Source organism: Mycobacterium sp. 050128 (genome assembly GCF_036409155.1).
Lineage (GTDB): Bacteria > Actinomycetota > Actinomycetes > Mycobacteriales > Mycobacteriaceae > Mycobacterium.
Map to the genome: position 1 here is coordinate 69,011 of NZ_JAZGLW010000004.1, position 22,966 is coordinate 91,976.

The following is a 22,966-nucleotide window of genomic DNA, read 5'->3' on the forward strand; positions in this document are numbered from 1 at the left end:
GTGCGGATGCACGTGCGGGGTCGGGGCCTCCCCGACGAGGCCCCGGTCGAACTGTGGATCGTCGACGGTCGCATTAGCACCGAACGGGTCGCCGGGGCCGACACCGTCTTCGGGGCTACCGGAGGCGGTTGGATCCTGCCCGGGCTGGTGGACGCGCACTGTCACGTCGGGCTCGGCCACGACGGCGAGATCCCCCTCGACGAAGCGATCGGACAGGCCGAGGCCGAGCGCGAGGTCGGCGCGTTGCTGCTGCGCGACTGCGGCTCGCCGACCGACACCCGCAGCCTCGACGACCGCGACGACCTGCCGCGCATCATCCGGGCCGGACGGCACATCGCGCGGCCCAAGCGCTATCAGGCCGGCTTCTCGAAAGAACTCGAAGACGAATCGCAGCTGCCGGACGCGGTCGCGGTCGAAGCCCAGCGCGGGGACGGCTGGGTCAAGCTGGTCGGCGACTGGATCGACCGCGGTGTCGGCGATCTCGCGCCGCTGTGGTCCGACGACGTGCTCAAGGCGGCGATCGACACCGCGCACGCGCACGGTGCCCGCGTCACCGCCCACGTCTTCAGCGATGCGGCGATGCCGGGGCTGATCAAGGCCGGGATCGACTGCGTCGAACACGGCACCGGGCTCACCGACGAGACCATCGAGCTGATGCTCGAGCACGGAACCGTGCTGGTGCCCACCCTGATCAATATTTTCGACAACTTCCCGGGCATCGCCGACGCCGCGAAGCGCTACCCGACCTACGCCGCGCACATGCGCGATCTGTATGCGCGCTGCCCCGAGCGGATCGCGGCGGCCGTGGATGCCGGCGTGCCCATCTATGCCGGAAGCGACGCCGGCACGATGATCGCGCACGGCCGGATCGTCGACGAGGTCGCGGCTCTCACGAAGGTCGGAATGAGTGCGACCAAGGCGTTGGGCGCCGCGTGCTGGGATGCCCGGCGCTGGTTGGGCCGTCCCGGCCTGGATCATGGGGCGTCCGCGGATCTGGTCTGCTACGCGCAAGACCCCCGCAACGGCCCCGGTGTTTTGGCCCAACCCGACCTGGTGATCCTGCGCGGCAACATCTTTCGGCCTTGACGCAAGCCGTGTGCGGTCAGGCCGCCTGGTCAGCGGGGCGCCGCGGCGGCGGATAGAATGACCCGATGGCGTTGGCCAGCGGCGCGGTTTTTGCCGGTTACACCGTCGCTCGAAGGCTCGGATCCGGGGTGACTGGAGATGTCTACCTTGTTCAGGATCCTCGTTCGGCGCGCTGGCAGGCGCTGAAGGTTCTTTCCCCGGCGCTGTCGTCGGACCGCCAGTTCCGTCGGGATTTTCTGTCCGAGACCCCGGCGGTGTCGAGCCTGTACCACCAGCACATCGTGGAGGTGCACGACCGCGGCGACTACGACGGACAGCTGTGGATCGCGATGGACTACGTGGAGGGCAGCAACGCCGCGCAGCTGCTCAAGGACCGATTCCCGGCGGTGTGGCCGGTCGGTGAAGTGCTGGCGATCATCACCGCGGTGGCCGACGCACTGGACTATGCGCAGGCGCGCGGGGTGCTGCACCGCGACGTCAAGCCGGCCAACATTCTGCTGACCAACCCGGCCGACGGCGAGCAACGGATTCTGTTGTCGGACTTCGGAGTAGCCCGCCCACTGGGCGAGCACTCCGGCGTGGTCGGCTCGCATGTCCCGGTCGGCACGGTGGGCTACGCCGCGCCCGAGCAGTTGCTGGGCGCCGACGTCGATCGGCGAGCCGACCAGTACGCATTGGCGGCGACGGCATTTCACCTGTTGACGGGCGCGCCGCCGACCGAGTACCTCAGTCCGTCCGCCGCGCTGCGCGAGTTGCTGGAAGGTGCGCCGCGCAAACTCAGCGATCAGCGCCCGGAATTGGCGCAGCTGGACCGGGTGTTCACGCGGGCGCTCGCCAAACGGCCGGCCGACCGCTTTGCGAGTTGCCGAGAGTTCGCCGACGCGGCCAACGCACTGTTCGTGGCCCAGCGGGGAGATCGCAGTCCCGAGGCTGTTCTTGTCCTCGACTACCCGGCCTTCGGGTGGCCCGAAGGCCAGGTAGTCGAGGACACCGAGGGCACCGAACCGGCGCGGGCGGCCGCATCCGATGCCGAGGCACCGGGCGCCCTGCCCACGCGGCGCCGGCCCCGCAAGATCGTGGTCGGCGCCGCCGCGATCCTGCTGCTGATCGGATTGTTCGCGTTCGGCATCATCACCGGGCGAAAGATGGAGTCGACCGCGGCACGCGCGGCGAGCGTCCCCTCCAGCGCGCCCGCCCCGGCCGCCGTTGCGCCGCCCACCACCGCGTCCGGCCCGCCCGCCGCGCTGGACGGCACCTATCGCCTCGACGCGCAGCGGTCCAAGGAGACCTTCGACTACACGCCGAGCCCGCAGCCGCCCGACGTCACGACCTGGTGGGCACTGCGTTCGTCGTGCACGCCGTCATACTGCTCGGCCGCCGCGGTACTGCTGGACAACAACGACCACAGCCAGCCGGCCAACGCCGGCGGTCGTCCGGTCATCTTTCAGTTCACCGATGGTCAATGGCAGGCGCGGCCGGAAACCGTGCCGCTTGCCTGCCTGGGACCGACCGGGATAGCCAAGTCGCAGACCACGGTGCAGACGCTGGCGTTGCGGCCCAACCTGCAGGGGGATCTCGTCGGCGAAATGGATCTCGTCGTGCAAACCGACGAGTGTGGTCAGCGCGGATCGGTGGTCCGGGTTCCCGCGACACTGGCCCGCACCGCCGACACCCCGTCCGGCGTCTATGTGCCGGACCCCGTCTCGATCCCGGAACCCACCGGCCTGCTCACCCCCGCACCTGCGGTGCCCAGTGCCACGAAGCCGACCGCGGCGCCGGCGAAGCCGGGCAGCTGACGTAGGCAGCACGTGACCTGCGATTCCAGTGCGGCTTGGAAAAAGATTGCGAGTGCTCACTATCTATGATAGGTTCGCTCCAACATAACCGGGAGGCGACAATGACTTACGACGTGATCATCCGCGACGGCTTGTGGTTCGACGGAACCGGGAGCGCGCCGCACACCCGCACGCTGGGTATCCGCGACGGCGTGGTGGCCACGGTGTCGTCCCGGCCGCTCGACGAGACGGGCTGCCCCGAGGTGATCGACGCGGTGGGCAAGTGGATCGTGCCGGGCTTCATCGACGTGCACACCCATTACGACGCCGAGGTGCTGCTGGACCCGGGCCTGCGTGAGTCGGTGCGCCACGGTGTCACCACGGTGTTGCTGGGCATGTGCTCGCTGTCGACGGTCTACGCCGACACCGACGACGCCGCCGACCTGTTCAGTCGGGTCGAGGCGGTGCCACGCGAATACGTTCACGGCGCGCTGGAAACCAACCGGACCTGGACTAACGCCGCGGAATACATCGCGGCCGTCGACGCGCTGCCGCTCGGGCCGAATGTTGGCTCGCTGCTTGGGCATTCGGACCTGCGCAGCACGGTGCTCGGGCTCGACCGGGCCACCGACGCCAGCGTCAGGCCCACCGACGCCGAACTGGACAAGATGGCGACGTTGCTCGACGAGGCGCTCGAGGCAGGAATGCTCGGCATGTCGGGCATGGACGCGGCGATCGACAAACTCGACGGCGACCGCTTCCGCTCGCGGGCACTGCCGTCCACCTTCGCGACCTGGCGGGAGCGGCGCAAGCTGATCAAGGTGCTGCGCAAGCGCGGCCGGATCCTGCAGAGCGCGCCCGACGTCAACAGGGCGGCCACGGCGATCATGTTCTTCCTGGAAAGCAGCCGAATGTTCGGACGCCGCAAGGGTGTTCGGATGAGTCTGCTGGTGTCGGCGGACGCCAAGTCCAACCCGCTGGCCGTCTACGTGTTCGGGCCGGCGACCCGGCTGGCGAACAAGGTGCTGGGTTCGAGCGTGCGGTTCCAGCATCTGCCGGTGCCGTTCGAGTTGTACTCCGACGGCATCGACCTGCCGGTCTTCGAAGAGTTCGGCGCGGGCACCGCCGCGCTGCACTTGCGTGACCAGTTGCAGCGCAATGAGTTACTGGCCGACGAGGCCTACCGCCGCGAGTTCCGCAAGGAGTTCGACCGCATCAAGCTGGGCCCGTCGTTGTGGCACCGCGACTTCCACGACGCCGTCATCGTCGAGTGCCCCGATAAGTCGTTGATCGGTAAGAGCTTTGGCGCGATCGCCGAGGAGCGCGGCTTGCACCCGCTCGACGCTTTCCTAGACGTGCTCGTCGAAAACGGTGAACGCAATGTGCGGTGGACCACCATCGTCGCCAACCACCGGCCCAAGCTGCTCAACGCGCTGGCCAACGAGGAGAGCGTGCACATGGGCTTCTCGGATGCCGGCGCGCACCTGCGCAATATGGCCTTCTACAACTTCGGAATCAAGCTGCTCAAGCGAACTCGCGACGCCTACCGGGCGGGTGCGCCGTTCATGACCACCGAACGGGCGGTGCACCGGCTGACCGGTGAGCTGGCGGACTGGTTCGGCATCGACGCCGGAACGCTGCGGCAGGGCGACCGTGCTGACTTCGTGGTGATCGATCCGGCCGGCCTCAACGACGAGGTCGAGGCCTACCACGAGGAAGAGGTCCCCTTCTACGGCGGCCTGCGACGCATGGTCAACCGCAACGACGATGCCGTCGTCGCGACGGGTGTGGGCGGCGCCGTGGTCTTCCGCGCGGGACAGTTCCGCGAGGGCTACGGGCAGACCGTGAAGTCGGGCCGTTACCTGCGGGCGGGTCAGCGCACGCAGGCCTCGGCCGCACTGGTCTGAGCGGGTCCCCGATGGCCAGAACCCAGCAACAACGCCGCGAGGAGACCGTCGGGCGGCTCCTCGAGGCGTCCATCGCCAGCATCGTCGAGGTCGGCTACGCGCGGGCGTCGGCGGCCGTGATCACCAAGGCGGCCGGGGTGTCGGTGGGTGCGCTGTTCCGTCACTTCGAGACGATGAGCGATTTCATGGCGGCGACGGCGTCGGAGGTGCTGCGCCGGCAGGTGGAGTCGTTCACCAAACAGGTCGCCCAAATCCCGGCCGACCGGCCGGCGCTGGAAGCGGCGCTGACGATTCTGCGGGACATCACCGGCGGTCCCACCAACGCGGTGCTCTACGAACTGATGATCGCCGCGCGCACCGACGAGAAGCTCAAGGCCCATCTGCGCGACGTGCTGGCGCAGTACACCGCGAAGATTCTCGACGCCGCACGGGCGCTGCCGGGCGCCGAGGCCATCGGCGAGGAGACGTTCCCGGTGCTGGTGGCGCTGATGACGAACGTCTTCGACGGCGCGGCGATCGTGCGCGGGATTTTTCCGGAACCCGATATCGAAGAGCAACGAATTGCGTTGCTATCCAAGCTGATAACCGGGCTTGTTCCGAACGAGATTTAGAGCGAGCCGATGCTCGACGACGGGTTGAGCGCGAAGCCCCAGTCGAACAGGCTGCCCGCCTGATCCCAATACGTCGGTCCGCCGGGCTTGACCATCCCGTACATCATCGCGACCACCAGCCGGCGTCCACCGCGCGACGCCGCACCGACGAAGGTCTTGCGGGCCGCGTTGGTGAACCCGGTCTTGCCGCCGATGGCGCCCGGATAGCGGGTCAGCAGCTCGTCCTGGTTGGTGATGAGGCGTTCGCCTCCGTCAGGCGAGTCGCCCGGGAACATCGCCGACGGTTCGGCCGTGATGTGGGCGAACATCGGGTTGGCCATCGCCGCCCGGAAGATGACGGCCAGGTCGTGCGCGCTCGAGGCACCGGAGCCGCCGAAGCCGTCCAGGCCGGACGGGGTGGCGGCGTGCGTGCTGGTCGCCCCGAGGGAAGCGGCCTTGGCGTTCATCTTGGCCACCGTGGCGTCGGCGCCGCCCATCAGATGCGCCAGCGTGTTGGCGGCGTCGTTGCCGGAGACCAGCAGCAGGCCGTCGAGCAGTTGGCGTGCGGTGTAGACGCGGCCGGGCTTGATGCCGACGCAGTTGCACTCGACCTGGGTGTCGGCGACGTCGGCGACGACGGTCGAGTCCATGCTCACCTCGTCCAACGCCACCAGCGCCAACAGCACCTTGATCGTGCTCGCGGGCGGATGTACCGCGTACTGGTCGCGACCGGCCAGCACCTGACCGCTGTCCAGGTCGGCCAGGATCCAGGTCTGCGCCGGGCCGTCGGGGATCGGAACCGAGCCGATCGGCTGCATATCGTCGGCCCAGGAGGCGGGGGCGGTGACACCGGCGACGGTCAGCAGCACAGCAGCTGCGGCGATCAGTTTCCGCATGGGCGCAAAGTGTAACTTCCGCGCCTGGCCGACGCCTGCTGCCTCACGGGCACCAGGGCGGAACCGGGCAGAAGGGCAGCGTGGGCAACGGCAGATAGGACGTCTGGGTGGGCACCGGCCCCGGCGGCGGCGGGTGCTTGAACGGCAGCGAGGACCACGAGTAGAAGACGCCGGTGCCGGTGTCGTGCACACCCGCGTAATCCCAGTAGAAGTCGTGGCAGACGTTCGGGTCCCACGGAACGGGCCGGCCCGCCGGATCAGGGTCGCCCGGGCACCAGCGCTGACACGAGCTGCCCGGCGCGCAACTCCCGGGAGCGGCCTGGGCAGAGCGGTCCATGAAGCCGGGTGCCCCGAAGCCGGCCCACACCAACGCCGTCGTTGCTAAGCAGGCAACTCCTGCTTTCATAGCAGGGATTATTCTCCTCGCCGCCTTTGCGCGGTAGTGCGATTTTTCCGGCCTGTCGCCGACCGGGCGGCCGGTGTTGAATCGATGGCGTGAGGGAACGGATCGACTATGAAGCCGTCGCCCCGCGGGGTGTGAAACTACTCGGCGGCGTGCACCTCTACGTCAGTCAGTCGGGCCTGACGCCGGTGCTGCTGACCTGCGTGTATTTGCGCGTGTCACTGATCAACGGCTGCGCCTACTGCATCGATATGCACTCGCGGGACTTGCGCGAACTGGGGGTGTCGAACGAAAAGATCGCGCTGGTTCCGGTGTGGGACGAAGCCGGTGAACTGTTCGACGCCCGCGAGCGCGCCGCCTTGGCGTGGGCCGAAACCGTCACTCGGGTCTCGACCACGGGCGTGCCCGACAGCGCGTATGCGGCGGTAGCGGAGCACTTCGACGAGAAGGAACTGGTCGACCTCACGATCGCGATCGCGACGATGAACACCTACAACCGGTTGGCGATCAGCTTCCGCCGCACACCGGCCGCCGTGTCCGCGAAACAGGCTGAAACACAAGGAAACTGACGAGCACTCGGGGTGCCTGGGCGCCCCCGTCGCCCCGGGTGTTGAATCGATGCATGTTGAGCCTGGCCGAAATTTCCGACCGTCTGGAGATCCAGCAGCTGATGGTGGACTATTCCACCGCTATTGACCAGCGGCGATTCGACGATTTGGACAAGGTATTCACCGAAGACGCCTACATCGACTACACGGCCTTGGGAGGAATCGAGGGCCGTTACCCCGAGGTCAAGAAATGGCTCTCCGAGGTGTTGCCGGGCTTTCCGGTGTATGCGCACATGCTCGGGAACTTCTCGGTCCAGATCGACGGCGACAAGGCCACGTCGAGGGTGATCTGCTTCAACCCGATGGTCTTTCCCGGCGACTCCGGCAAACCGGGGGACCAGGTGATGTTCTGCGGGCTCTGGTACGACGACGAGTTCGTGCGCACCCCGGGCGGCTGGCGGATGACGCGCCGCGTCGAGACGAAGGTCTTTCAGAAGATCATGTAACGCGGCCGCCCGGGGTGGGCCGGGCGCGGGGTCAGTGCCCTTGTCCGCGGGGTTGGTTGGCGAGATAGCACTGCACTCGTTTAGCGGCATCGGCCGGGCTGACTCCCATGTTCACCAGAATCTGGGTCACTTGGGCAGAGGGAATCCCGGAATCGAGATCGTTCTGGATGATGTGGACGCTGGGAAACCAGAATTCCGCGTTTACTCCCGGCGGCGGCGGCTTCGTGTCACCGCCTACGCACTCGGCATAACCCACGATGCCGGTCGCAGCGTGCGCAGACGGCGCCCCCAACAGGGCTAATGGGGCGCTGAGCATGGCGGCGACCGCTAGCGGGCCAATACCTCGCCGGCCCCAGCTGAAATTCAGGATCTGCATCGATCGGCTCCCTACTGTCGCCCCCGCTGAATCCTAACCAGTTCGAAGTCCCACGTGGCCGAAAGTCGCCGGTGAATTACCCTGCAGCAGACTGATCCGCTCCCCGCGGCCGGGTGAATTTCTGCCGAAGCCCCTCGTTCTGGCACAATAGGCGGCTGTCCGCCGCGCGACCCGCCCCGTTGCCGGGGTGCTTGTTCGGCGGTCATACACGCGAGGCAAAACCGGATCCGGGCATCCTGCCCCGGTCGCTGAATTGCAGCGTGACACCCAGGAGAAATCGCTTAATCATGGCTGTGAAGATCAAGCTCACTCGGCTTGGCAAGATCCGCAACCCCCAGTACCGCATCGCCGTCGCCGACGCGCGCAACCGCCGCGACGGCCGCTCCATTGAGGTGATCGGCCGGTACCACCCGAAGGAAGACCCCAGCCTGATCGAGATCAACTCGGAGCGGGCCCAGTACTGGCTTTCGGTGGGCGCGCAGCCGACCGAGCCGGTCGTGAAGCTGCTGAAGATCACCGGTGACTGGCAGAAGTTCAAGGGCCTGCCCGGCGCCGAGGGCAGCCTGCAGGTCGCCCCGGCCAAGCCCAGCAAGCTCGAGCTGTTCAACGCCGCGCTGGCCGAGGCCGACGGCGGACCGACCACCGAGGCCACCAAGCCGAAGAAGAAGGCCCCGGCCAAGAAGGCCGCCAAGGCCGACGAGGCGCCGGCCGAAACCGAAGCCCCGGCCGAGCCGGCCGCCAAGGCCGACGAGGCGCCGGCCGCAACCGAAGCCCCGGCGGAAACCGAGGCCCCGGCCGAGCCGGCCGCCGAAGCGCCGGCCGCCGACGCGCCCGCCGAGGCCGCCGAGCAGCCCGAACCGACCACCGAAAGCTGACTGCCGCAATGAGTACGGTCGTCGTCGACGCTGTTGAACATCTGGTTCGCGGAATCGTGGACAACCCGGACGATGTCCGGGTGGACCTGGTGACGAGCCGGCGTGGGCGCACCGTCGAGGTGCACGTCCATCCCGAGGATCTGGGCAAAGTGATCGGTCGCGGCGGCCGTACCGCGACCGCGTTGCGCACGCTGGTCGCCGGTATCGGCGGCCGCGGTATCCGCGTCGACGTGGTGGACACCGACCAGTAGGTCACCGCACCCATGGAGCTGCTCGTCGGGCGCGTCGTGAAAGCACACGGCATCACCGGCGAGGTGGTCGTGCAAGTTCACACCGACGACCCCGCCGATCGCTTCGCATCAGGTATTACCTTGCGCGCCAAGCCGTCTCGCGGCCGCGGTGAAGAACGCAGCTATGTGGTCGCCGGCGCGCGCGAACACGGCGGCCGGCTGCTGGTGCGGTTGGCCGGCGTCGACGACCGTGACGCCGCCGACGCGCTACGCGGCAGCCTGCTCGTCGTGGATTCCGACGACCTGCCGCCGATCGACGAGCCGGACACCTACTACGACCACCAGCTCGAGGGTCTGCGGGTGCGGACCACGACGGGTCGCGATCTCGGCGTCGTCGCCGAGGTGCTGCACACCGCGGCCGGGGAGCTGCTGGCGGTGCACCGAAGTGACGGCGGCGAAACCCGGGAAGTGCTGGTGCCGTTCGTCAATGCGATCGTCACGTCGGTGTCGCTGGACGACCGGATGGTCGAAATCGATCCGCCCGAGGGCCTGTTGGATCTGGGTTAGCCGGTGCGCATAGACGTCGTGACGATTTTTCCGGCCTACCTGGACCCGCTGCGGCAATCGTTGCCCGGCAAGGCAATTGCGTCGGGCCTGGTCGACCTGCGGGTGCACGACCTGCGGGGGTGGACTCACGATGTGCATCACTCGGTGGACGACTCGCCCTACGGCGGCGGGCCGGGAATGGTGATGAAGGCGCCGGTGTGGGGCGAGGCGCTGGATGAAATCTGTTCTGACGAAACGTTATTGGTCGTTCCCACGCCGGCCGGCGCGCTGTTCAAGCAATCCACCGCGCAGCGCTGGAGCGCCGAGCAGCATCTGGTGTTCGCCTGCGGCCGCTACGAGGGCATCGACCACCGCGTCGTCGAGGACGCCGCGCGACGGATGCGAGTCGAGGAAGTCTCGATCGGCGACTACGTGCTGCCGGGGGGTGAGTCGGCGGCCGTCGTGATGATCGAATCCGTGCTCCGGCTGCTGACCGGGGTGCTGGGCAACCCCGCGTCCCATCGCGAGGATTCGCACTCCGACGTGCTGGGCGGGCTGCTGGAGGGGCCCAGCTACACCCGGCCGCCGAGCTGGCGGGGGCTCGACGTCCCCGACGTGCTGCTGTCCGGCGATCACGCGCGCATCGCGGCGTGGCGCCGGGAGATTTCGCTGCGGCGCACGCGCGAGCGCCGCCCCGACCTCGATCCCGGCGATTCGCCCTAGAAGGATGTCGGCCCGATCCGGCCGTTGGGGAACATCGTCTTGACGGCCTGGGTGATCGTGTCGCGCGCCGTCGCGTCGTCGGAGGACTGCAGGGACTCGACGACAACGATGTAGCGGCGGTCCGCGCCCACCACGCCGGTCGACAGATGCATCCACTCCGTGCCGATGCAGCACATCCAGCCTTGCTTGACCGCCACCGGCTCCGCGAACAGCCCGTCGGGGATGCCGAACCGCTGCGGGTACCCGTCGGCCCCGGTCGGGGTGGACTGGGCCAGGTCGTTGACGATGATCTTGGCCCGGTCCGCGGAGAGCCCGCCGGACCCGTCGAGCAGCTTCTCGTAGTAGTGGATCAGGTCGGTCAGCGAGCTCGTCGTGTTCCACCAGCGCCCGTCCGAGGGCGGAGCGGTCGACGACAGCCCGTAGCGGCCCGCCACCTGCGTGATGATGTTGTCGCCGCCGCCCTGACCCCAGAACCTCTCGGCGGCGCCGTCGTCGGACGACTGCAACATCAGGTCGAGTGCCCGGCGGTCGTCGGGGGACAGGGTCGTCTTGCCCTGGGCTTCGGCCAGCAGCAGGTCGTCGGCGATGAACAGCTTGGCCACCGATGCCGTGCCGATGATCTGGCTGTTGCCGTTGGAGATCAGCTCATGGGTCTTGCGGTCCAGGATGCCCACCGAGAGGGTGGCCCCGCTGGCGGCGGCCTGGTCGGTGGCCTGCTGAATGCGGGCCTGCAACCCGTCCAATCCGGCGCCGGGCAGTGCGTCCAGGGTCCTGGGCGGCGCCGCCGGCAACCCGGGAGAGTCGATGGTGTCCAGCAGCAGCTGAATGAGTTGCGGTTGGCGATCGGACGCGGCGGAGGAGTTGCTGGACGCCTTTACCTGGGACTTTGCCGCGAGTCGTGCCTCGTCACACCCGGCCAGCACCAGCGTCACCGCCGCGACGGCGGCGAGCACGGTGCGCGGGCGTACACGCATCTGTTCTTCTCCCAAGTCCTCTGACGTAAACCTGTGTGGGCGGCCGTGCCGCAATCTGCCCGGGCGTCTTTGAGTTCGGGTAGTGACAAGCGCGTGTTGACCCTCGTCATATGTACCATTCACCGGTGCCTTAGGCGCGGCATGAATCGCAGCGTTTACATGTGATTTTCAATGCACGCGGGGTGTCTGGCACAATTGACCAGTTGTCTCCAGCGGCACCCGGCCGGCCGGGCCGCTTTCCGCCTGCTGCGAGATACGACCCAAAGCCCGAATCGGCTTGCCGACCACCCCTGCGTGCGGGCAGTTTCCGCACGCCGCGACCTCAAGGAAGTGTCTCCACATGAACAGGCTGGACTTCGTCGATCAGGCGTCGCTGCGCGACGACATCCCGGCCTTCAGCCCGGGCGACACCATCAACGTGCACGTCAAGGTCATCGAGGGCGCCAAGGAGCGTATCCAGGTGTTCAAGGGCGTGGTGCTCCGCCGGCAGGGCGGTGGCGTCCGCGAGACCTTCACCGTGCGCAAGGAGAGCTACGGCGTCGGCGTCGAGCGGACCTTCCCGGTGCATTCGCCGAACATCGACCACATCGAGGTGGTTACCCGTGGTGATGTCCGCCGCGCGAAGCTCTACTACCTGCGCGAACTCCGCGGCAAGAAGGCCAAGATCAAGGAAAAGCGCTGACCGCGCGCGTCTCGGCGATCGTTGCGGCAGGCTCGTTCGGTTTCGAAGACGCTTTACAGTCACCCACCCCGCGCTGGCTACTCTGATCTCGTGACGGATTCCACGGACTCGCCCGAGCCCCAGTCCGAGCCTGTTCGGTCGGAGCCGAAGGTCTCCACTCGCGTCCCGGACGCGGCCACCGACGACGCGGCCCAGCCCACCGGCGTGCCCGCACCGGACGTTGAGTCGCAGGACTCCGATGAGCCGGAACCCAAGAAGAAGTCCGCGCTGCGCGAGCTGACGATCCTGGCGGTGACCGCGATCGTCCTCTACTACGTCATGTTGACGTTCGTGGCGCGTCCGTACCTGATCCCGTCGGAGTCCATGGAGCCCACGCTGCACGGCTGCTCGGGTTGTGTGGGCGACCGGATCATGGTCGACAAGCTCAGTTTCCGCTTCGGTTCGCCGCATCCCGGCGACGTGATTGTGTTCAAGGGCCCGCCGAACTGGAACACCGGATACAAGTCGATCCGGTCTCCCAACCCCGCGCTGCGCTGGCTGCAGAACACGTTGTCGTTCATCGGTTTTGTGCCCCCGGACGAGAACGATCTGGTGAAGCGGGTGATCGCGGTCGGCGGGCAGACCGTCCAGTGCCGGGCCGATACCGGGCTGACGGTCGACGGCAAGCCGCTCAAGGAGCCGTACCTGAAGCCGGCCACGATGATGGCCGACCCGTCGGTGTACCCGTGCCTGGGCAGCGAATTCGGTCCGGTCACCGTCCCGGACGGACGGTTGTGGGTGATGGGTGACAACCGCACCCACTCGGCGGACTCGCGTGCCCACTGCACCAGCACTCCGACCGACGCGCTCAAAGGCATTCTGTGCACCGGCGATCCGATGTCGGGGACGGTGCCGGTGGCCAACGTCATCGGCAAGGCCAGGTTCATCGTCTGGCCGCCGACGCGATGGGGTGGAGTGGGTTCGGTGAACCCCCAGCAAGGCCAGTAGTCGTGGCCCGGATATGACCCTGACGTGGCCGCCGCGGACGGTGATCCGCAAATCGACGGGGCTTCGCACCCTGGAATCCGCGCTGCATCGCAGCGGCCTCGGACCGGTGGCCGGAGTGGACGAAGTCGGCCGCGGCGCGTGCGCGGGCCCACTGGTGGTGGCGGCCTGCGTGCTGGGGCCAAACCGTCTGGAAAGCCTTGCTGCCCTTGATGATTCGAAGAAGCTCACCGAGAAGGTGCGGGAAAGGTTGTTCCCGCTGATCTGCCGCTACGCGGTGGCCTATCACGTGGTGTTCATCCCGTCGGTCGAAGTCGACCGGCGCGGGGTGCACGTCGCCAACATCGAAGGCATGCGGCGCGCGGTCGCCGGCCTGTCGGTGCGGCCCGGCTATGTGCTGAGCGACGGCTTTCGGGTGCCCGGGCTGCCGATGCCGTCGTTGCCGGTGGTCGGTGGGGACGCGGCCGCGGCCTGCATCGCCGCGGCCAGCGTGCTGGCCAAGGTCAGCCGCGACCGGCTGATGGTGGCGATGGACGTCGATCACCCGGGCTACGGCTTCGCCGACCACAAGGGCTACAGCACGCCCGCGCACAGCTCGGCGCTGAGCCGGCTGGGGCCCTGCGCTGAGCACCGCTATTCGTTCATCAACGTCCGGCGGGTGGCCTCGCCCACCGGGGACGGCTCCCGCACGCGGGTGGTGGCCGAATGCAAACCGGACCCTCCGGGCGAGCGTGGCGAACGCCCGTGAGGAAAGATAGATGCAGACTTCTCACCCGGCGACCGAGCTGTCGCGAACGGGGAGTCAGGAAAACGGGCAGGGAAAAGGACGTCTGAGCAGATGAGTGGCAGATGAGTGCGGAGGATCTCGAAAAGTACGAAACCGAGATGGAGCTCTCGCTCTACCGCGAATACAAGGACATCGTCGGCCAGTTCAGCTACGTGGTGGAAACCGAACGGCGCTTCTACCTGGCCAACAGCGTCGAGATGGTGCCGCGCAACGCCGACGGCGAGGTCTACTTCGAGCTACGGCTGTCCGACGCCTGGGTCTGGGACATGTACCGCCCGGCCCGGTTCGTCAAGCAGGTGCGGGTGGTCACCTTCAAGGACGTCAACATCGAAGAAGTCGAGAAGCCGGAGCTGCGGCTCCCCGAATAACTAATTGCCGGCCGGCAGCTCTTGCTCGCCGTTCGACGGCAGGCCACCGCGCCGCTCGATGACCTCGCGCGCGACGTCGGCCAACTTGATGTTCAGCGCCTGCGAGTGCCGGCGTAGCAGGTCGAACGCCTCGTCCTCGGTCAGGTCGTGCAGCAGCATCAGCATGCCGACGGCCTTGCCGATTTCGCGGTTGCTGAGCAGTCCCCGTCGCAGGCTGGCGGCGTCTTCCCCCTTGCCTGCCGCGTTGATGGCCACGCTGGCGAACGAGGCCAGCACCGCCGCGCGTCCGGCCGCCTCGGCGTCGAACATGTTGGGGGTGTCGCTGAACAGGTTGAGCGCGGCTCCTTTGCGCTTGTTGACCAGGATCCGAAACCCCATAGCGCCGCGGACCGGGGTCTCGGCCAGAAGCCTGGCCGCCAGCTTGGGCCAATGCGACGGCGTGGTCAGGTCGGTGTCGATCTGGGGAGTCTCCTCCTCGATCGCGTCCAGGCAGGGGCCGTCGCCGGCTTCCAATTCCATCTGGTCGATTTTCTGGGCGAGCGCGTCGCTCGCGCCGACGGTGACATAGCGATCGTTGTCGAGCATCAACAGGCTGGCGTGGTCGCAGCCGCGGATCGCCAGGGTCGCTGCGATGCAGATGGCCGCGTACATCTCCTTGGCGTCCGAGCCCTGATAGATGATTTCGGCGAGGGCGGCGAACACCGTCGCCGGATCGGCGGTCTCCCCGCCCGGCATCGACGCGTCGCCTTGTGCTTCATCTGTCATGTCGTGCTCCACTTCCGGCGCTGGCATGACCCGGGTTCGGTCCGCAATTTATCGGCCAACAACGCAAGTTCTACCCCTGTCGCCCAGTGCTCATCCAGCGGTAACCGCTGAGCCACCGTCGACAGTAAAGCAATCGCCCCCGCTCGGCGTCGAATTCGGCCTTCCGGGCGTCCGGCGGCGGGCCAATGTAGTTTGGCTTAATGAGGTTTCAGCGCTCGGCGGGAGTTTCGATCCCGTGCGGAACGTAACTGCCCGTCGGCGCGCGACGCACGTCAACGCAGGTCAGGCCGTCGTCCGGCCCGAAACCCTGGCCGTGGAGGAGCCGCTGGAGATCCGCGTCAACGGCGCGCCGGTCACCGTGACGATGCGGACGCCGGGTTCGGATATCGAACTTGCGCAAGGCTTTCTGCTCACCGAGGGCGTGATCGTTCGCCGCGATGACGTGCAGACCATCCGCTACTGCGACGGGCGCGGTGAGGACGGCGCCAACACCTACAACGTGCTCGACGTGACGCTGGCCCCCGGCGTGAATCCGCCCGATCTCGACGTCACCCGCAACTTCTACACCACCTCGTCGTGCGGGGTATGCGGCAAGGCGTCACTGGACGCGGTCCGGGTGATCAGCCGCTTCACCCCCGGCGAGGATCCCGTTACGGTCGCCCCGGCCACGCTCAAGGCGATGCCCGGTCAACTGCGCAGTGCGCAAAAGGTTTTCGACAGCACCGGTGGGCTGCACGCCGCGGCGCTGTTCGACACCGACGGCACGATGCTGGTGATCCGCGAGGACATCGGCAGGCACAACGCCGTCGACAAGGCGCTCGGCTGGGCGCTGGAACACGAGCGGATACCGCTGGTCGGTTCGGTGCTGTTGGTCAGCGGGCGGGCGTCGTTCGAGATCACGCAGAAGGCCGTGCTGGCGGGGATTCCCGTGCTGGCCGCGGTGTCGGCGCCGTCGTCATTGGCGGTCTCCCTGGCCGAGGAATCCGGGGTCACGCTGATCGCGTTCCTGCGGGAGGATTCGATGAACGTCTACACCCGCGCGGACCGCATCAGCTAGCCGATTCCGCTGCGCGACAAACCAATTCCATCCGCGGCTGTGGATGGACACCGCACTGGGGATAACCGCCCGTTATCCCGGTTCCTCGGCGTCGGTCGCGGCATGCCATGTCGGGCCCGTCGGGCAGGTTGGCCCCATGACGACCGCAAAGGCCGCCGAGGCCGAAAAGACGATGACCCGCATTGAGCTGGGAGCGATGGGTGAGGCCCTCGCCGTGGAATACCTGACGCGGATGGGGTTACGCGTGGTGGACCGCAATTGGCGCTCCCGCTACGGCGAACTCGACGTGATCGCCGCCGACGACGCCACCCGCACGGTGGTGTTCGTCGAGGTCAAGACCCGTACCGGCGAAGGGTACGGGGGTTTGGCGCAGGCGGTCACCCCCCGCAAGGTTCGGCGGCTCCGCCGGCTGGCGGGGCTCTGGCTGAGCGCTCAGGACGGGCGCTGGGCGGCGGTCCGCATCGATGTGATCGGGGTCCGCGTCGGGCGCCGGCGCACACCGGAGATCTCGCATCTGCAGGGAATCGGCTGATGGCGCTGGGACGTGCGTTCTCGGTCGCGGTGCGCGGACTGGACGGTCACATCGTGGAGATCGAGGCCGACATCACCTCGGGCCTGCCGGGCGTCCATCTTGTCGGCCTGCCCGACGCCGCGCTGCAGGAGTCGCGCGACCGGGTGCGCGCGGCGGTCGCCAACTGTGGAAACAGCTGGCCCATGGCCAGACTCACGCTCGCGCTGTCCCCGGCGACGCTGCCGAAAATGGGATCGGTGTACGACATCGCCCTCGCGGCGGCGGTGCTGTCGGCACAGCGAAAGAACCCGTGGGAACGGCTGGAGAAGACGGTGCTGCTGGGCGAGCTGTCGCTGGACGGCCGCATCCGGCCGGTGCGCGGGGTGCTGCCCGCGGTGCTGGCCGCCAAACGTGACGGGTGGCCCGCGGTCGTCGTCCCGGTGGACAACCTGGCCGAGGCCGGCCTGGTCGACGGCATCGATGTGTGGGGCGTTCGCACGCTGGGGCAGCTGCAGAGCTGGCTCAACGGGTCGGCCCGGTTGGACGAGCGGATCAGCGCGACGGCCACCGGCCCGGAGCCGGCGGGGGATCTGGCCGACGTGGTGGGGCAGGCCCAGGCACGTTTCGCGGTCGAGGTGGCCGCCGCGGGGGCACATCACCTGATGCTGACCGGGCCACCCGGTGTGGGCAAAACAATGCTGGCGCAACGCCTTCCGGGATTGCTGCCCAGCCTCACCGACAGTGAGGCCCTGGAGGTCACCGCGATTCACTCGGTGGCCGGGTTGTTGTCCGGGGACACGCCGCTGATCACCCAGCCGCCGTTCGTGGCGCCCCACCACAGTTCCAGCGTTGCCGCACTCGTCGGCGGAGGCTCGGGGATGGCCCGCCCGGGGGCCGTCAGCCGGGCGCACCGCGGTGTGCTGTTCCTCGACGAATGCGCCGAGATCAGCGTCAGCGCGCTGGAGGCATTGCGAACACCGTTGGAGGACGGCCTCATTCGTCTGGCACGCCGTGACGGGGTGGCGTGCTACCCGGCCCGGTTTCAGCTGGTGTTGGCCGCCAACCTGTGCCCCTGCGCGCCGGCCGATCCGCAGGATTGCATCTGCCCGGCCGCGACGAAACGCCGCTATCTGGGCAAGCTTTCGGGCCCGTCGCTGGATCGGGTGGACCTGCGGGTGCAGATGCATCCGGTGCGGGCCGGGGCGTTCGCCACCGTCGAGGGGGAATCCTCCGCGCAGGTTCGTGATCGGGTGGCGCAGGCCCGCGACGCGGCCGCCGCACGCTGGCGCCCGCACGGTTTCAGCACCAACGCCGAAGTGAGCGGAACGCTGTTGCGGCGAAAGTTCCGGCCCAGCAGTCAGGCCATGGGTCCGCTGCGCCTCGCGGTGGAGCGCGGGTTGCTCAGCGTCCGCGGGCTCGATCGCACCTTGCGCGTCGCATGGAGCCTGGCCGACTTGGCCGGCCGGACCTCGCCCGGGCTGGACGAGGTGGCCGCCGCGCTGAGCTTCCGGCAGCTGGGACAACAACGATGACCGCGGTGTGCGACGATCCCAGCTGGCCGGCCTGGGCGTACCTGTCGCGCGTGGCCGAGCCGCCGTGCCCGGAACTCGCCGCCCTGGTGGGATGCGTCGGCCCGGTCGAGGCGGCCGAGCGTGTCCGGCGCGGGCTGGTCAGCGAGGAGCTGGCGCGCCACACCGCGGCCAGGCGAGAAATAGACCGGGCCACAGCAGATCTCGAGTTGCTCGCCCGCCGCGGCGGGCGATTGATCACGCCCGGCTGCCCGGAGTGGCCGCTGCTCGCGTTCTCGGCTTTCGGCGGTGTCGGATCGAAACCTCGTGGCGGGCCGCCGATGGTGTTGTGGGCGTTGGGTCCGGTGCGTCTGGACGAGATCGCCCAACGCGCGGCCGCGGTGGTGGGCACCCGTGCGGCCACCGCCTATGGCGAACAGGTGACCGCCGATCTGGCGGCGGGACTGGCCGAGCGGGATGTCGCGGTGGTCTCGGGCGGCGCCTACGGCATCGACGGAGCGGCCCATCGCGCGGCGCTGGCCAGCGAGGGAATCACCGTGGCGGCGCTGGCGGGCGGCATCGACATCCCTTACCCGGCAGGGCATTCGGCGTTGCTGCATCGCATCGCCGGGCATGGGCTGCTGTTCAGCGAATACCCGCCCGGCCTGCGCCCCGCCCGGCATCGGTTTCTGACCCGCAATCGTCTGGTCGCCGCAGTCGCGGGGGCCGTCGTGGTGGTGGAGGCGGGTCTGCGCAGCGGTGCGGCGAACACCGCCGCCTGGGCGCGGGCGTTGGGCCGGGTGGTGGCCGCGGTGCCCGGACCGGTCACCTCGTCGGCGTCGGCGGGTTGTCACGCACTGCTGCGCGACGGCGCCGAGCTGGTCACCCGGGCCGACGACATCGTCGAATTCGTCGGCCGCATCGGCGAATTCGCCTTTGAAGAGCCCCGGCCCGCGACGGCGTTGGACGGGCTGGGCGAGGCCGAGCGTCGGGTGCACGAGGCGTTGCCCGGGCGAGGTGCCGCGACGATCGACGAGATCGCCGTCTCCTCCGGGCTGATGCCCGAGCAGGTGCTGGGACCGCTGGCGATCCTCGAGGTGGCCGGGCTGGCCGAGCGTGACGGCGGACAATGGCGAATCGTTCGCACCCGCGCCCGAGCAGGGCAGGCGCAACGGGACACCCGCGGTATCACCCCGGATAACGGCGCATTTGCGCACCGCGGTAGCGGCCGACCTGCGGCGACGTCCCGACTCGTATAGTCGGCTGGGGCCGGGTCTGAACAGGAGGACACGTGGCAGGTCGACCACTCCAACGTTTTGAAGTCGTCGGTACCCAACAAATCGCACCGCACATGACGCGTGTGACGCTGGGGAGCAGTCAGTTCGACACCTTCGTGCCGAGCAACTTCACCGACTCCTACGTCAAGTTGGTATTCGTCGCCGACGACATCGACGTGGCCGCGTTGCCCCAGCCCCTGACCCAGGACAGCTTCGCCGTGCTGCCGCCCGAGAAAAGGCCGTCGGTTCGGACCATCACCGTTCGCAAGGTCGACGCCGCGGCCTGCCAGATCTCGCTGGACATCGTGGTGCACGGCGAACACGGCGTGGCGGGTACCTGGGCGGCCTCGGCCCAACCCGGTCAGGTGATCTATCTGATGGGTCCCGGCGGCGCCTACACGCCCGACCCCGCGGCCGATTGGCATTTGCTCGCCGGAGACGAGTCTGCGCTGCCGGCCATCGCCACCGCCCTGGAAGCGTTGCCCCCCAGTGCAATTGGCAAGGCCTTCATCGAAGTGGCCGGCCCCGACGACCAAATCGAGTTGACCGCGCCGGAAGGCGTGCAGCTGAACTGGGTTTATCGCGGCGCCCGCGCGGACCTCGCCTCCGATGATCGCGCCGGCGATTTCGCGCCGCTGATCGAGGCCGTCACCACCTCCCTGTGGCTGCCCGGGCAGGTGCACGTCTTCATCCACGGTGAGGCCCAGGCCGTCATGCACAATTTGCGGCCCTACGTCCGCAAAGAGCGTGGGGTGGACGCGAAATGGGCATCGTCGATCTCCGGCTACTGGCGGCGCGGCCGCACCGAAGAGACATTCCGGCAGTGGAAGAAGGAACTGGCCCAGCTGGAATCCGGGGCGGAGTCGGCAAGCTCGTCAGCCTGACGGCCGGCTGGCATTCTCTATTGCATGGCATTCGGCGCGTACCAGAACGAGATCTACTTCCAGGGCCTGGCCGGGGTGGTGCCCGCGCTGCCGATGGCTTTCGCGGAGTTGGAGGCCCGCGCCGAGAAGGCGATGCCGCCGTCGGTGTGGTCCTACGTCACCGGGGGCGCCGGCGACGAACGCACCCAGCGGGCCAACCGCGAGGCGTTCGACCACTGGGGCCTGATCCCGCGCATGTTCGTCGGGGCCGCCGAGCGCGACCTGTCGGTGCAGATGTTCGGCCTGACCCTGCCGTCGCCGTTGTTCATGGCGCCGATCGGCGTGATCGGCATCTGTGCTCAAGACGGCCACGGCGACCTGGCCACCGCGCGCGCGGCCGCGGCCACCGGTGTCCCGATGGTTGTTTCCACCCTGACCGCCGATCCGATGGAAGAGGTCGCCGCGCAGTTCGGTGACACCCCCGGCTTCTTCCAGCTGTACACGCCGAAGGATCGCGACCTGGCCGCCAGCCTGGTGCAGCGGGCCGAAGCGGCCGGTTACCAGGGCATCATCGTCACGCTCGACACCTGGATCCCCGGGTGGCGACCGCGCGACCTCAGCACGGCCAACTTCCCCCAGCTGCGCGGGCACTGCCTGAGCAACTACACCAGCGATCCGGTTTTTCGCGCCGGCCTGCAACGCCCGCCCGAAGAGGACCCGCAAGCCGCCGTGCTGCAGTGGATTACGACGTTCGGAAACCCCCTGACCTGGGATGACCTGCCCTGGCTGCGGTCGCTGACCGACCTGCCGATGATCATCAAGGGCATCTGTCATCCCGACGACGCCCGGCGCGCCAGGGACGGCGGCATCGACGGCATCTACTGCTCCACCCACGGCGGGCGCCAGGCCAACGGCGGCCTGCCCGCGCTGGACTGCCTGCCCGGCGTGATCGAGGCCGCCGACGGGCTGCCGGTGCTGTTCGACTCGGGCATCCGCAGCGGCGCCGACATCGTCAAGGCGCTGGCCATGGGCGCCACCGCCGTCGGGGTGGGCCGCCCCTACGCCTACGGTCTGGCGCTCGGCGGCGTCGACGGGATCGTGCACGTGCTGCGCAGCCTGCTGGCCGAAGCGGACCTGATCATGGCCGTCGACGGCTATCCGACCCTGAAAGATCTCACCCCGGACACGCTTCGGCGCGTCGGCTAAGGGGCAGTGGGCCGAGCCTGCGACCGTGGGGGAGTGCAGGCGATTCTCGACGAGTTCGACGAGTACCTGAATTTGCAGTGCGGCCGGTCGGCGCACACGCGTCGGGCGTATCTGGGCGACCTGCGCTCGTTGTTCGCCTTCCTCGACAACCGCGGGGTGGCGCTGGACGCGCTGAGCCTGCCGCTGCTGCGGACCTGGCTGTCCACCGGGGCGGTGGCCGGGGCCGCGCGCACGACGCTGGCGCGGCGCACCTCGGCGGTCAAGGGGTTCACCGCGTGGGCGGTGCGGCGCGGCCTGCTGACCGTCGACCCGGCCGCCCGGCTGCAGGTGCCCAAGGCGCATCGCACGCTGCCGTCGGTGCTGCGTCAGGATCAGGCGCTCGACGCCATGGCCGCCGCGAAATCCGGTGCCCAGCAAGGAGATCCGCTGGCACTGCGGGATCGGTTGATCGTCGAGATGTTGTACGCCACCGGGATTCGGGTGAGCGAGCTGTGCGGCCTGGACATCGACGACGTGGACACCGGTCACCGGGTGGTGCGCGTCCTGGGCAAGGGCAACAAGCAGCGCACCGCGCCGTTCGGGGTGCCGGCCGCCGACGCGCTGCGGGCGTGGCTGGCGGACGGGCGTCCCGCCCTGGCCAACGCGGATTCCGGGCCGGCGCTGCTGCTGGGCGCGCGGGGCCGACGTCTGGATGTGCGCCAGGCCCGCACTGTCGTACACCAGACGATCGCCGCGGTGGACGGCGCGCCCGACATGGGCCCGCACGGGCTGCGGCACAGCGCGGCCACGCATCTGCTGGAAGGCGGCGCCGACCTGCGCGTCGTCCAGGAGCTGCTGGGCCATTCCAGCCTGGCGACCACCCAGCTCTACACCCATGTCGCGGTGTCGCGGTTGCGGGCGGTGCACGATCAGGCCCACCCGCGGGCCTAGCCGTCGAGCGGTTTGAGCCGGACCGCGGTGGACCTCAGCAGGCCCAGCGGATCGACGTAGCCGGCGCCCGACGACGGCCCCCACATCGCTCCCCAATGCAGACAGGCCCCGCCGGCCGGGCAGCCGGGGTGCCCGGCGATCAGCTCGCCGATGACCGTTCGCGCGCTCACCTGCTGGCCGACTCGGACCGCGGCCCGGACCGGCTCGTAGCTGGTGTGCAGTCCGCCGGGGTGAGCCAGGGCGACCACCGGCCGTCCCGCCAGTAGTCCGGCGAACACCACGGTCGCGCTGCCGGCGGCGTACACCGGCTGACCTGCGCGTCCGGCCAGGTCCACGCCGCGGTGCCCGGGCTTCCAGTTGGGCGACGGCGCGTCGAAAGCCCGCACGACGGCCGGAGCCGGCCGCAGCGGCCAGTCCAGCCGGACCTGGGAAACGTCGGGGTCGGCGGTCGCCGGGATTGCGCTGATCAAGGTCATGCCCACGATCAGCGCCACCCACCGCACCCCATGAGTTCAGCGTGGCGTCGACGACACGGCCACCCGCGTTTGCCCAATCTGTGTACGCGGGCAGCACTGTGGACACGTGCTGGAAAA

At 68.6% G+C, this 22,966-nt stretch carries 26 protein-coding genes and 1 pseudogene; 21 read left to right on the forward strand and 6 right to left on the reverse strand.

Annotated elements, in window-relative coordinates:
• Positions 1–6 precede the first annotated feature (6 nt).
• From SKC41_RS23670 to SKC41_RS23685, 4 genes are all read left to right on the forward strand, one after another.
• A complete protein-coding gene (locus SKC41_RS23670) occupies positions 7–1,086 on the forward strand; it encodes a metal-dependent hydrolase family protein (RefSeq protein ID WP_330980589.1) in 1,080 nt (359 codons plus the stop codon).
• A 65-nt stretch (positions 1,087–1,151) separates the two neighbouring features.
• Positions 1,152–2,882 (forward strand): serine/threonine-protein kinase, encoded by a 1,731-nt coding sequence (locus tag SKC41_RS23675; protein ID WP_330980139.1) that lies wholly within the window; start codon positions 1,152–1,154, stop codon positions 2,880–2,882.
• 65 nt (positions 2,883–2,947) lie between these two features.
• Positions 2,948–4,768 carry an N-acyl-D-amino-acid deacylase family protein gene (locus tag SKC41_RS23680; RefSeq protein ID WP_330980140.1) on the forward strand — a complete coding sequence of 607 codons (1,821 nt, stop codon included), beginning with the start codon at positions 2,948–2,950 and terminating at the stop codon, positions 4,766–4,768.
• Between the two features lie 11 nt (positions 4,769–4,779).
• Positions 4,780–5,379, forward strand: a complete 600-nt coding sequence (locus tag SKC41_RS23685; RefSeq protein ID WP_330980141.1) for a TetR/AcrR family transcriptional regulator — start codon at positions 4,780–4,782, stop codon at positions 5,377–5,379.
• On the opposite strand, the gene SKC41_RS23690 is transcribed toward SKC41_RS23685, so the two are convergent.
• Positions 5,376–6,254, reverse strand: coding sequence for a D-alanyl-D-alanine carboxypeptidase family protein (locus SKC41_RS23690; protein WP_330980142.1), 879 nt, complete (start codon positions 6,252–6,254; stop codon positions 5,376–5,378). The genes SKC41_RS23685 and SKC41_RS23690 overlap by 4 nt on opposite strands.
• A 43-nt stretch (positions 6,255–6,297) precedes the next feature.
• Entirely contained in the window at positions 6,298–6,660 is a 363-nt protein-coding gene (locus tag SKC41_RS23695) for a hypothetical protein (protein ID WP_330980143.1), read from the reverse strand.
• Positions 6,661–6,749: 89 nt separating this feature from the next.
• On the opposite strand from SKC41_RS23695, the gene SKC41_RS23700 reads away from it, so the two are divergent.
• Both SKC41_RS23700 and SKC41_RS23705 read left to right on the forward strand, forming a co-directional pair.
• Positions 6,750–7,226 carry a carboxymuconolactone decarboxylase family protein gene (locus SKC41_RS23700; protein WP_330980144.1) on the forward strand — a complete coding sequence of 159 codons (477 nt, stop codon included), beginning with the start codon at positions 6,750–6,752 and terminating at the stop codon, positions 7,224–7,226.
• Between the two features lie 53 nt (positions 7,227–7,279).
• Positions 7,280–7,711 (forward strand): nuclear transport factor 2 family protein, encoded by a 432-nt coding sequence (locus SKC41_RS23705; protein WP_330980145.1) that lies wholly within the window; start codon positions 7,280–7,282, stop codon positions 7,709–7,711.
• A gap of 31 nt (positions 7,712–7,742) precedes the next feature.
• Here SKC41_RS23705 and SKC41_RS23710 read toward each other — a convergent pair whose 3' ends face one another.
• Positions 7,743–8,087: a hypothetical protein gene (locus SKC41_RS23710; RefSeq protein ID WP_330980146.1), complete on the reverse strand. Its 345-nt coding sequence runs from the start codon at positions 8,085–8,087 to the stop codon at positions 7,743–7,745.
• Positions 8,088–8,374: 287 nt separating this feature from the next.
• Between SKC41_RS23710 and rpsP the strand changes: the two genes are divergently transcribed.
• From rpsP to trmD, 4 genes are read left to right on the forward strand one after another with little or no spacing between them, the layout of a single operon-like run.
• On the forward strand, positions 8,375–8,962 hold the full coding sequence (rpsP, locus tag SKC41_RS23715; RefSeq protein WP_330980147.1) for a 30S ribosomal protein S16: 588 nt from the start codon (positions 8,375–8,377) through the stop codon (positions 8,960–8,962).
• A gap of 8 nt (positions 8,963–8,970) precedes the next feature.
• The gene (locus tag SKC41_RS23720) at positions 8,971–9,213 is read left to right on the forward strand and encodes an RNA-binding protein (RefSeq protein ID WP_025736282.1); all 243 of its coding nucleotides are present in this window, start codon (positions 8,971–8,973) and stop codon (positions 9,211–9,213) included.
• A 12-nt stretch (positions 9,214–9,225) separates the two neighbouring features.
• The gene (gene rimM / locus SKC41_RS23725) at positions 9,226–9,759 is read left to right on the forward strand and encodes a ribosome maturation factor RimM (protein WP_330980148.1); all 534 of its coding nucleotides are present in this window, start codon (positions 9,226–9,228) and stop codon (positions 9,757–9,759) included.
• Between the two features lie 3 nt (positions 9,760–9,762).
• Positions 9,763–10,461: a tRNA (guanosine(37)-N1)-methyltransferase TrmD gene (gene trmD / locus SKC41_RS23730; protein WP_330980149.1), complete on the forward strand. Its 699-nt coding sequence runs from the start codon at positions 9,763–9,765 to the stop codon at positions 10,459–10,461.
• Here the strand turns inward: trmD and SKC41_RS23735 are convergent.
• Complete coding sequence (locus SKC41_RS23735; RefSeq protein ID WP_330980150.1) at positions 10,458–11,435, reverse strand: hypothetical protein; 978 nt, start codon at positions 11,433–11,435, stop codon at positions 10,458–10,460. The genes trmD and SKC41_RS23735 overlap by 4 nt on opposite strands.
• A 340-nt stretch (positions 11,436–11,775) precedes the next feature.
• Between SKC41_RS23735 and rplS the strand changes: the two genes are divergently transcribed.
• The 4 genes from rplS to SKC41_RS23755 all read left to right on the forward strand — a co-directional run bounded on the left by rplS (position 11,776) and on the right by SKC41_RS23755 (position 14,256).
• Entirely contained in the window at positions 11,776–12,117 is a 342-nt protein-coding gene (rplS, locus tag SKC41_RS23740) for a 50S ribosomal protein L19 (protein ID WP_330980151.1), read from the forward strand.
• Between the two features lie 90 nt (positions 12,118–12,207).
• The gene (gene lepB, locus SKC41_RS23745) at positions 12,208–13,104 is read left to right on the forward strand and encodes a signal peptidase I (protein WP_330980152.1); all 897 of its coding nucleotides are present in this window, start codon (positions 12,208–12,210) and stop codon (positions 13,102–13,104) included.
• Positions 13,105–13,117: 13 nt separating this feature from the next.
• Complete coding sequence (locus SKC41_RS23750) at positions 13,118–13,849, forward strand: ribonuclease HII (protein WP_442931771.1); 732 nt, start codon at positions 13,118–13,120, stop codon at positions 13,847–13,849.
• 101 nt (positions 13,850–13,950) lie between these two features.
• Positions 13,951–14,256: a DUF2469 domain-containing protein gene (locus SKC41_RS23755; protein ID WP_007171389.1), complete on the forward strand. Its 306-nt coding sequence runs from the start codon at positions 13,951–13,953 to the stop codon at positions 14,254–14,256.
• On the opposite strand, the gene SKC41_RS23760 is transcribed toward SKC41_RS23755, so the two are convergent.
• Positions 14,257–15,021, reverse strand: coding sequence for a GAF and ANTAR domain-containing protein (locus tag SKC41_RS23760; RefSeq protein ID WP_330980153.1), 765 nt, complete (start codon positions 15,019–15,021; stop codon positions 14,257–14,259).
• A 235-nt stretch (positions 15,022–15,256) separates the two neighbouring features.
• Between SKC41_RS23760 and fdhD the strand changes: the two genes are divergently transcribed.
• From fdhD to SKC41_RS23795, 7 genes are all read left to right on the forward strand, one after another.
• Positions 15,257–16,078, forward strand: coding sequence for a formate dehydrogenase accessory sulfurtransferase FdhD (gene fdhD / locus SKC41_RS23765; protein ID WP_330980154.1), 822 nt, complete (start codon positions 15,257–15,259; stop codon positions 16,076–16,078).
• Between the two features lie 136 nt (positions 16,079–16,214).
• Positions 16,215–16,610: a YraN family protein gene (locus SKC41_RS23770; RefSeq protein WP_330980155.1), complete on the forward strand. Its 396-nt coding sequence runs from the start codon at positions 16,215–16,217 to the stop codon at positions 16,608–16,610.
• Positions 16,610–18,121, forward strand: a complete 1,512-nt coding sequence (locus SKC41_RS23775) for a YifB family Mg chelatase-like AAA ATPase (protein ID WP_330980156.1) — start codon at positions 16,610–16,612, stop codon at positions 18,119–18,121. The genes SKC41_RS23770 and SKC41_RS23775 overlap by 1 nt, the downstream gene beginning before the upstream one ends.
• Positions 18,118–19,356, forward strand: a complete 1,239-nt coding sequence (gene dprA / locus SKC41_RS23780; protein ID WP_330980157.1) for a DNA-processing protein DprA — start codon at positions 18,118–18,120, stop codon at positions 19,354–19,356. The genes SKC41_RS23775 and dprA overlap by 4 nt, the downstream gene beginning before the upstream one ends.
• A gap of 32 nt (positions 19,357–19,388) precedes the next feature.
• Positions 19,389–20,258 (forward strand): siderophore-interacting protein, encoded by an 870-nt coding sequence (locus SKC41_RS23785; protein WP_330980158.1) that lies wholly within the window; start codon positions 19,389–19,391, stop codon positions 20,256–20,258.
• 24 nt (positions 20,259–20,282) lie between these two features.
• Positions 20,283–21,443: a lactate 2-monooxygenase gene (locus SKC41_RS23790; protein ID WP_330980159.1), complete on the forward strand. Its 1,161-nt coding sequence runs from the start codon at positions 20,283–20,285 to the stop codon at positions 21,441–21,443.
• A gap of 33 nt (positions 21,444–21,476) precedes the next feature.
• Positions 21,477–22,373 carry a tyrosine recombinase XerC gene (locus SKC41_RS23795; RefSeq protein ID WP_330980160.1) on the forward strand — a complete coding sequence of 299 codons (897 nt, stop codon included), beginning with the start codon at positions 21,477–21,479 and terminating at the stop codon, positions 22,371–22,373.
• A 5-nt stretch (positions 22,374–22,378) separates the two neighbouring features.
• Here SKC41_RS23795 and SKC41_RS23800 read toward each other — a convergent pair.
• Positions 22,379–22,837: pseudogene (locus SKC41_RS23800) on the reverse strand (M23 family metallopeptidase); the annotation flags it as partial.
• Positions 22,838–22,966 lie beyond the last annotated feature (129 nt).

Bases quoted from the DNA above. Each gene is read 5' to 3' on its own strand.
- SKC41_RS23710 (WP_330980146.1), bottom strand. From the start codon at position 8,087: ATGCAGATCCTGAATTTCAGCTGGGGCCGGCGAGGTATTGGCCCGCTA.
- SKC41_RS23790 (WP_330980159.1), top strand. From the start codon at position 20,283: ATGGCATTCGGCGCGTACCAGAACGAGATCTACTTCCAGGGCCTGGCC.
- SKC41_RS23670 (WP_330980589.1), top strand. From the start codon at position 7: ATGCACGTGCGGGGTCGGGGCCTCCCCGACGAGGCCCCGGTCGAACTG.
- SKC41_RS23720 (WP_025736282.1), top strand. From the start codon at position 8,971: ATGAGTACGGTCGTCGTCGACGCTGTTGAACATCTGGTTCGCGGAATC.
- SKC41_RS23755 (WP_007171389.1), top strand. From the start codon at position 13,951: ATGAGTGCGGAGGATCTCGAAAAGTACGAAACCGAGATGGAGCTCTCG.
- SKC41_RS23705 (WP_330980145.1), top strand. From the start codon at position 7,280: ATGTTGAGCCTGGCCGAAATTTCCGACCGTCTGGAGATCCAGCAGCTG.
- dprA (WP_330980157.1), top strand. From the start codon at position 18,118: ATGACCGCGGTGTGCGACGATCCCAGCTGGCCGGCCTGGGCGTACCTG.
- rimM (WP_330980148.1), top strand. From the start codon at position 9,226: ATGGAGCTGCTCGTCGGGCGCGTCGTGAAAGCACACGGCATCACCGGC.
- SKC41_RS23685 (WP_330980141.1), top strand. From the start codon at position 4,780: ATGGCCAGAACCCAGCAACAACGCCGCGAGGAGACCGTCGGGCGGCTC.
- SKC41_RS23735 (WP_330980150.1), bottom strand. From the start codon at position 11,435: ATGCGTGTACGCCCGCGCACCGTGCTCGCCGCCGTCGCGGCGGTGACG.
- SKC41_RS23750 (WP_442931771.1), top strand. From the start codon at position 13,118: ATGACCCTGACGTGGCCGCCGCGGACGGTGATCCGCAAATCGACGGGG.
- SKC41_RS23775 (WP_330980156.1), top strand. From the start codon at position 16,610: ATGGCGCTGGGACGTGCGTTCTCGGTCGCGGTGCGCGGACTGGACGGT.
- SKC41_RS23675 (WP_330980139.1), top strand. From the start codon at position 1,152: ATGGCGTTGGCCAGCGGCGCGGTTTTTGCCGGTTACACCGTCGCTCGA.
- rplS (WP_330980151.1), top strand. From the start codon at position 11,776: ATGAACAGGCTGGACTTCGTCGATCAGGCGTCGCTGCGCGACGACATC.
- SKC41_RS23695 (WP_330980143.1), bottom strand. From the start codon at position 6,660: ATGAAAGCAGGAGTTGCCTGCTTAGCAACGACGGCGTTGGTGTGGGCC.
- rpsP (WP_330980147.1), top strand. From the start codon at position 8,375: ATGGCTGTGAAGATCAAGCTCACTCGGCTTGGCAAGATCCGCAACCCC.
- SKC41_RS23680 (WP_330980140.1), top strand. From the start codon at position 2,948: ATGATAGGTTCGCTCCAACATAACCGGGAGGCGACAATGACTTACGAC.
- SKC41_RS23760 (WP_330980153.1), bottom strand. From the start codon at position 15,021: ATGACAGATGAAGCACAAGGCGACGCGTCGATGCCGGGCGGGGAGACC.
- SKC41_RS23770 (WP_330980155.1), top strand. From the start codon at position 16,215: ATGACGACCGCAAAGGCCGCCGAGGCCGAAAAGACGATGACCCGCATT.
- SKC41_RS23690 (WP_330980142.1), bottom strand. From the start codon at position 6,254: ATGCGGAAACTGATCGCCGCAGCTGCTGTGCTGCTGACCGTCGCCGGT.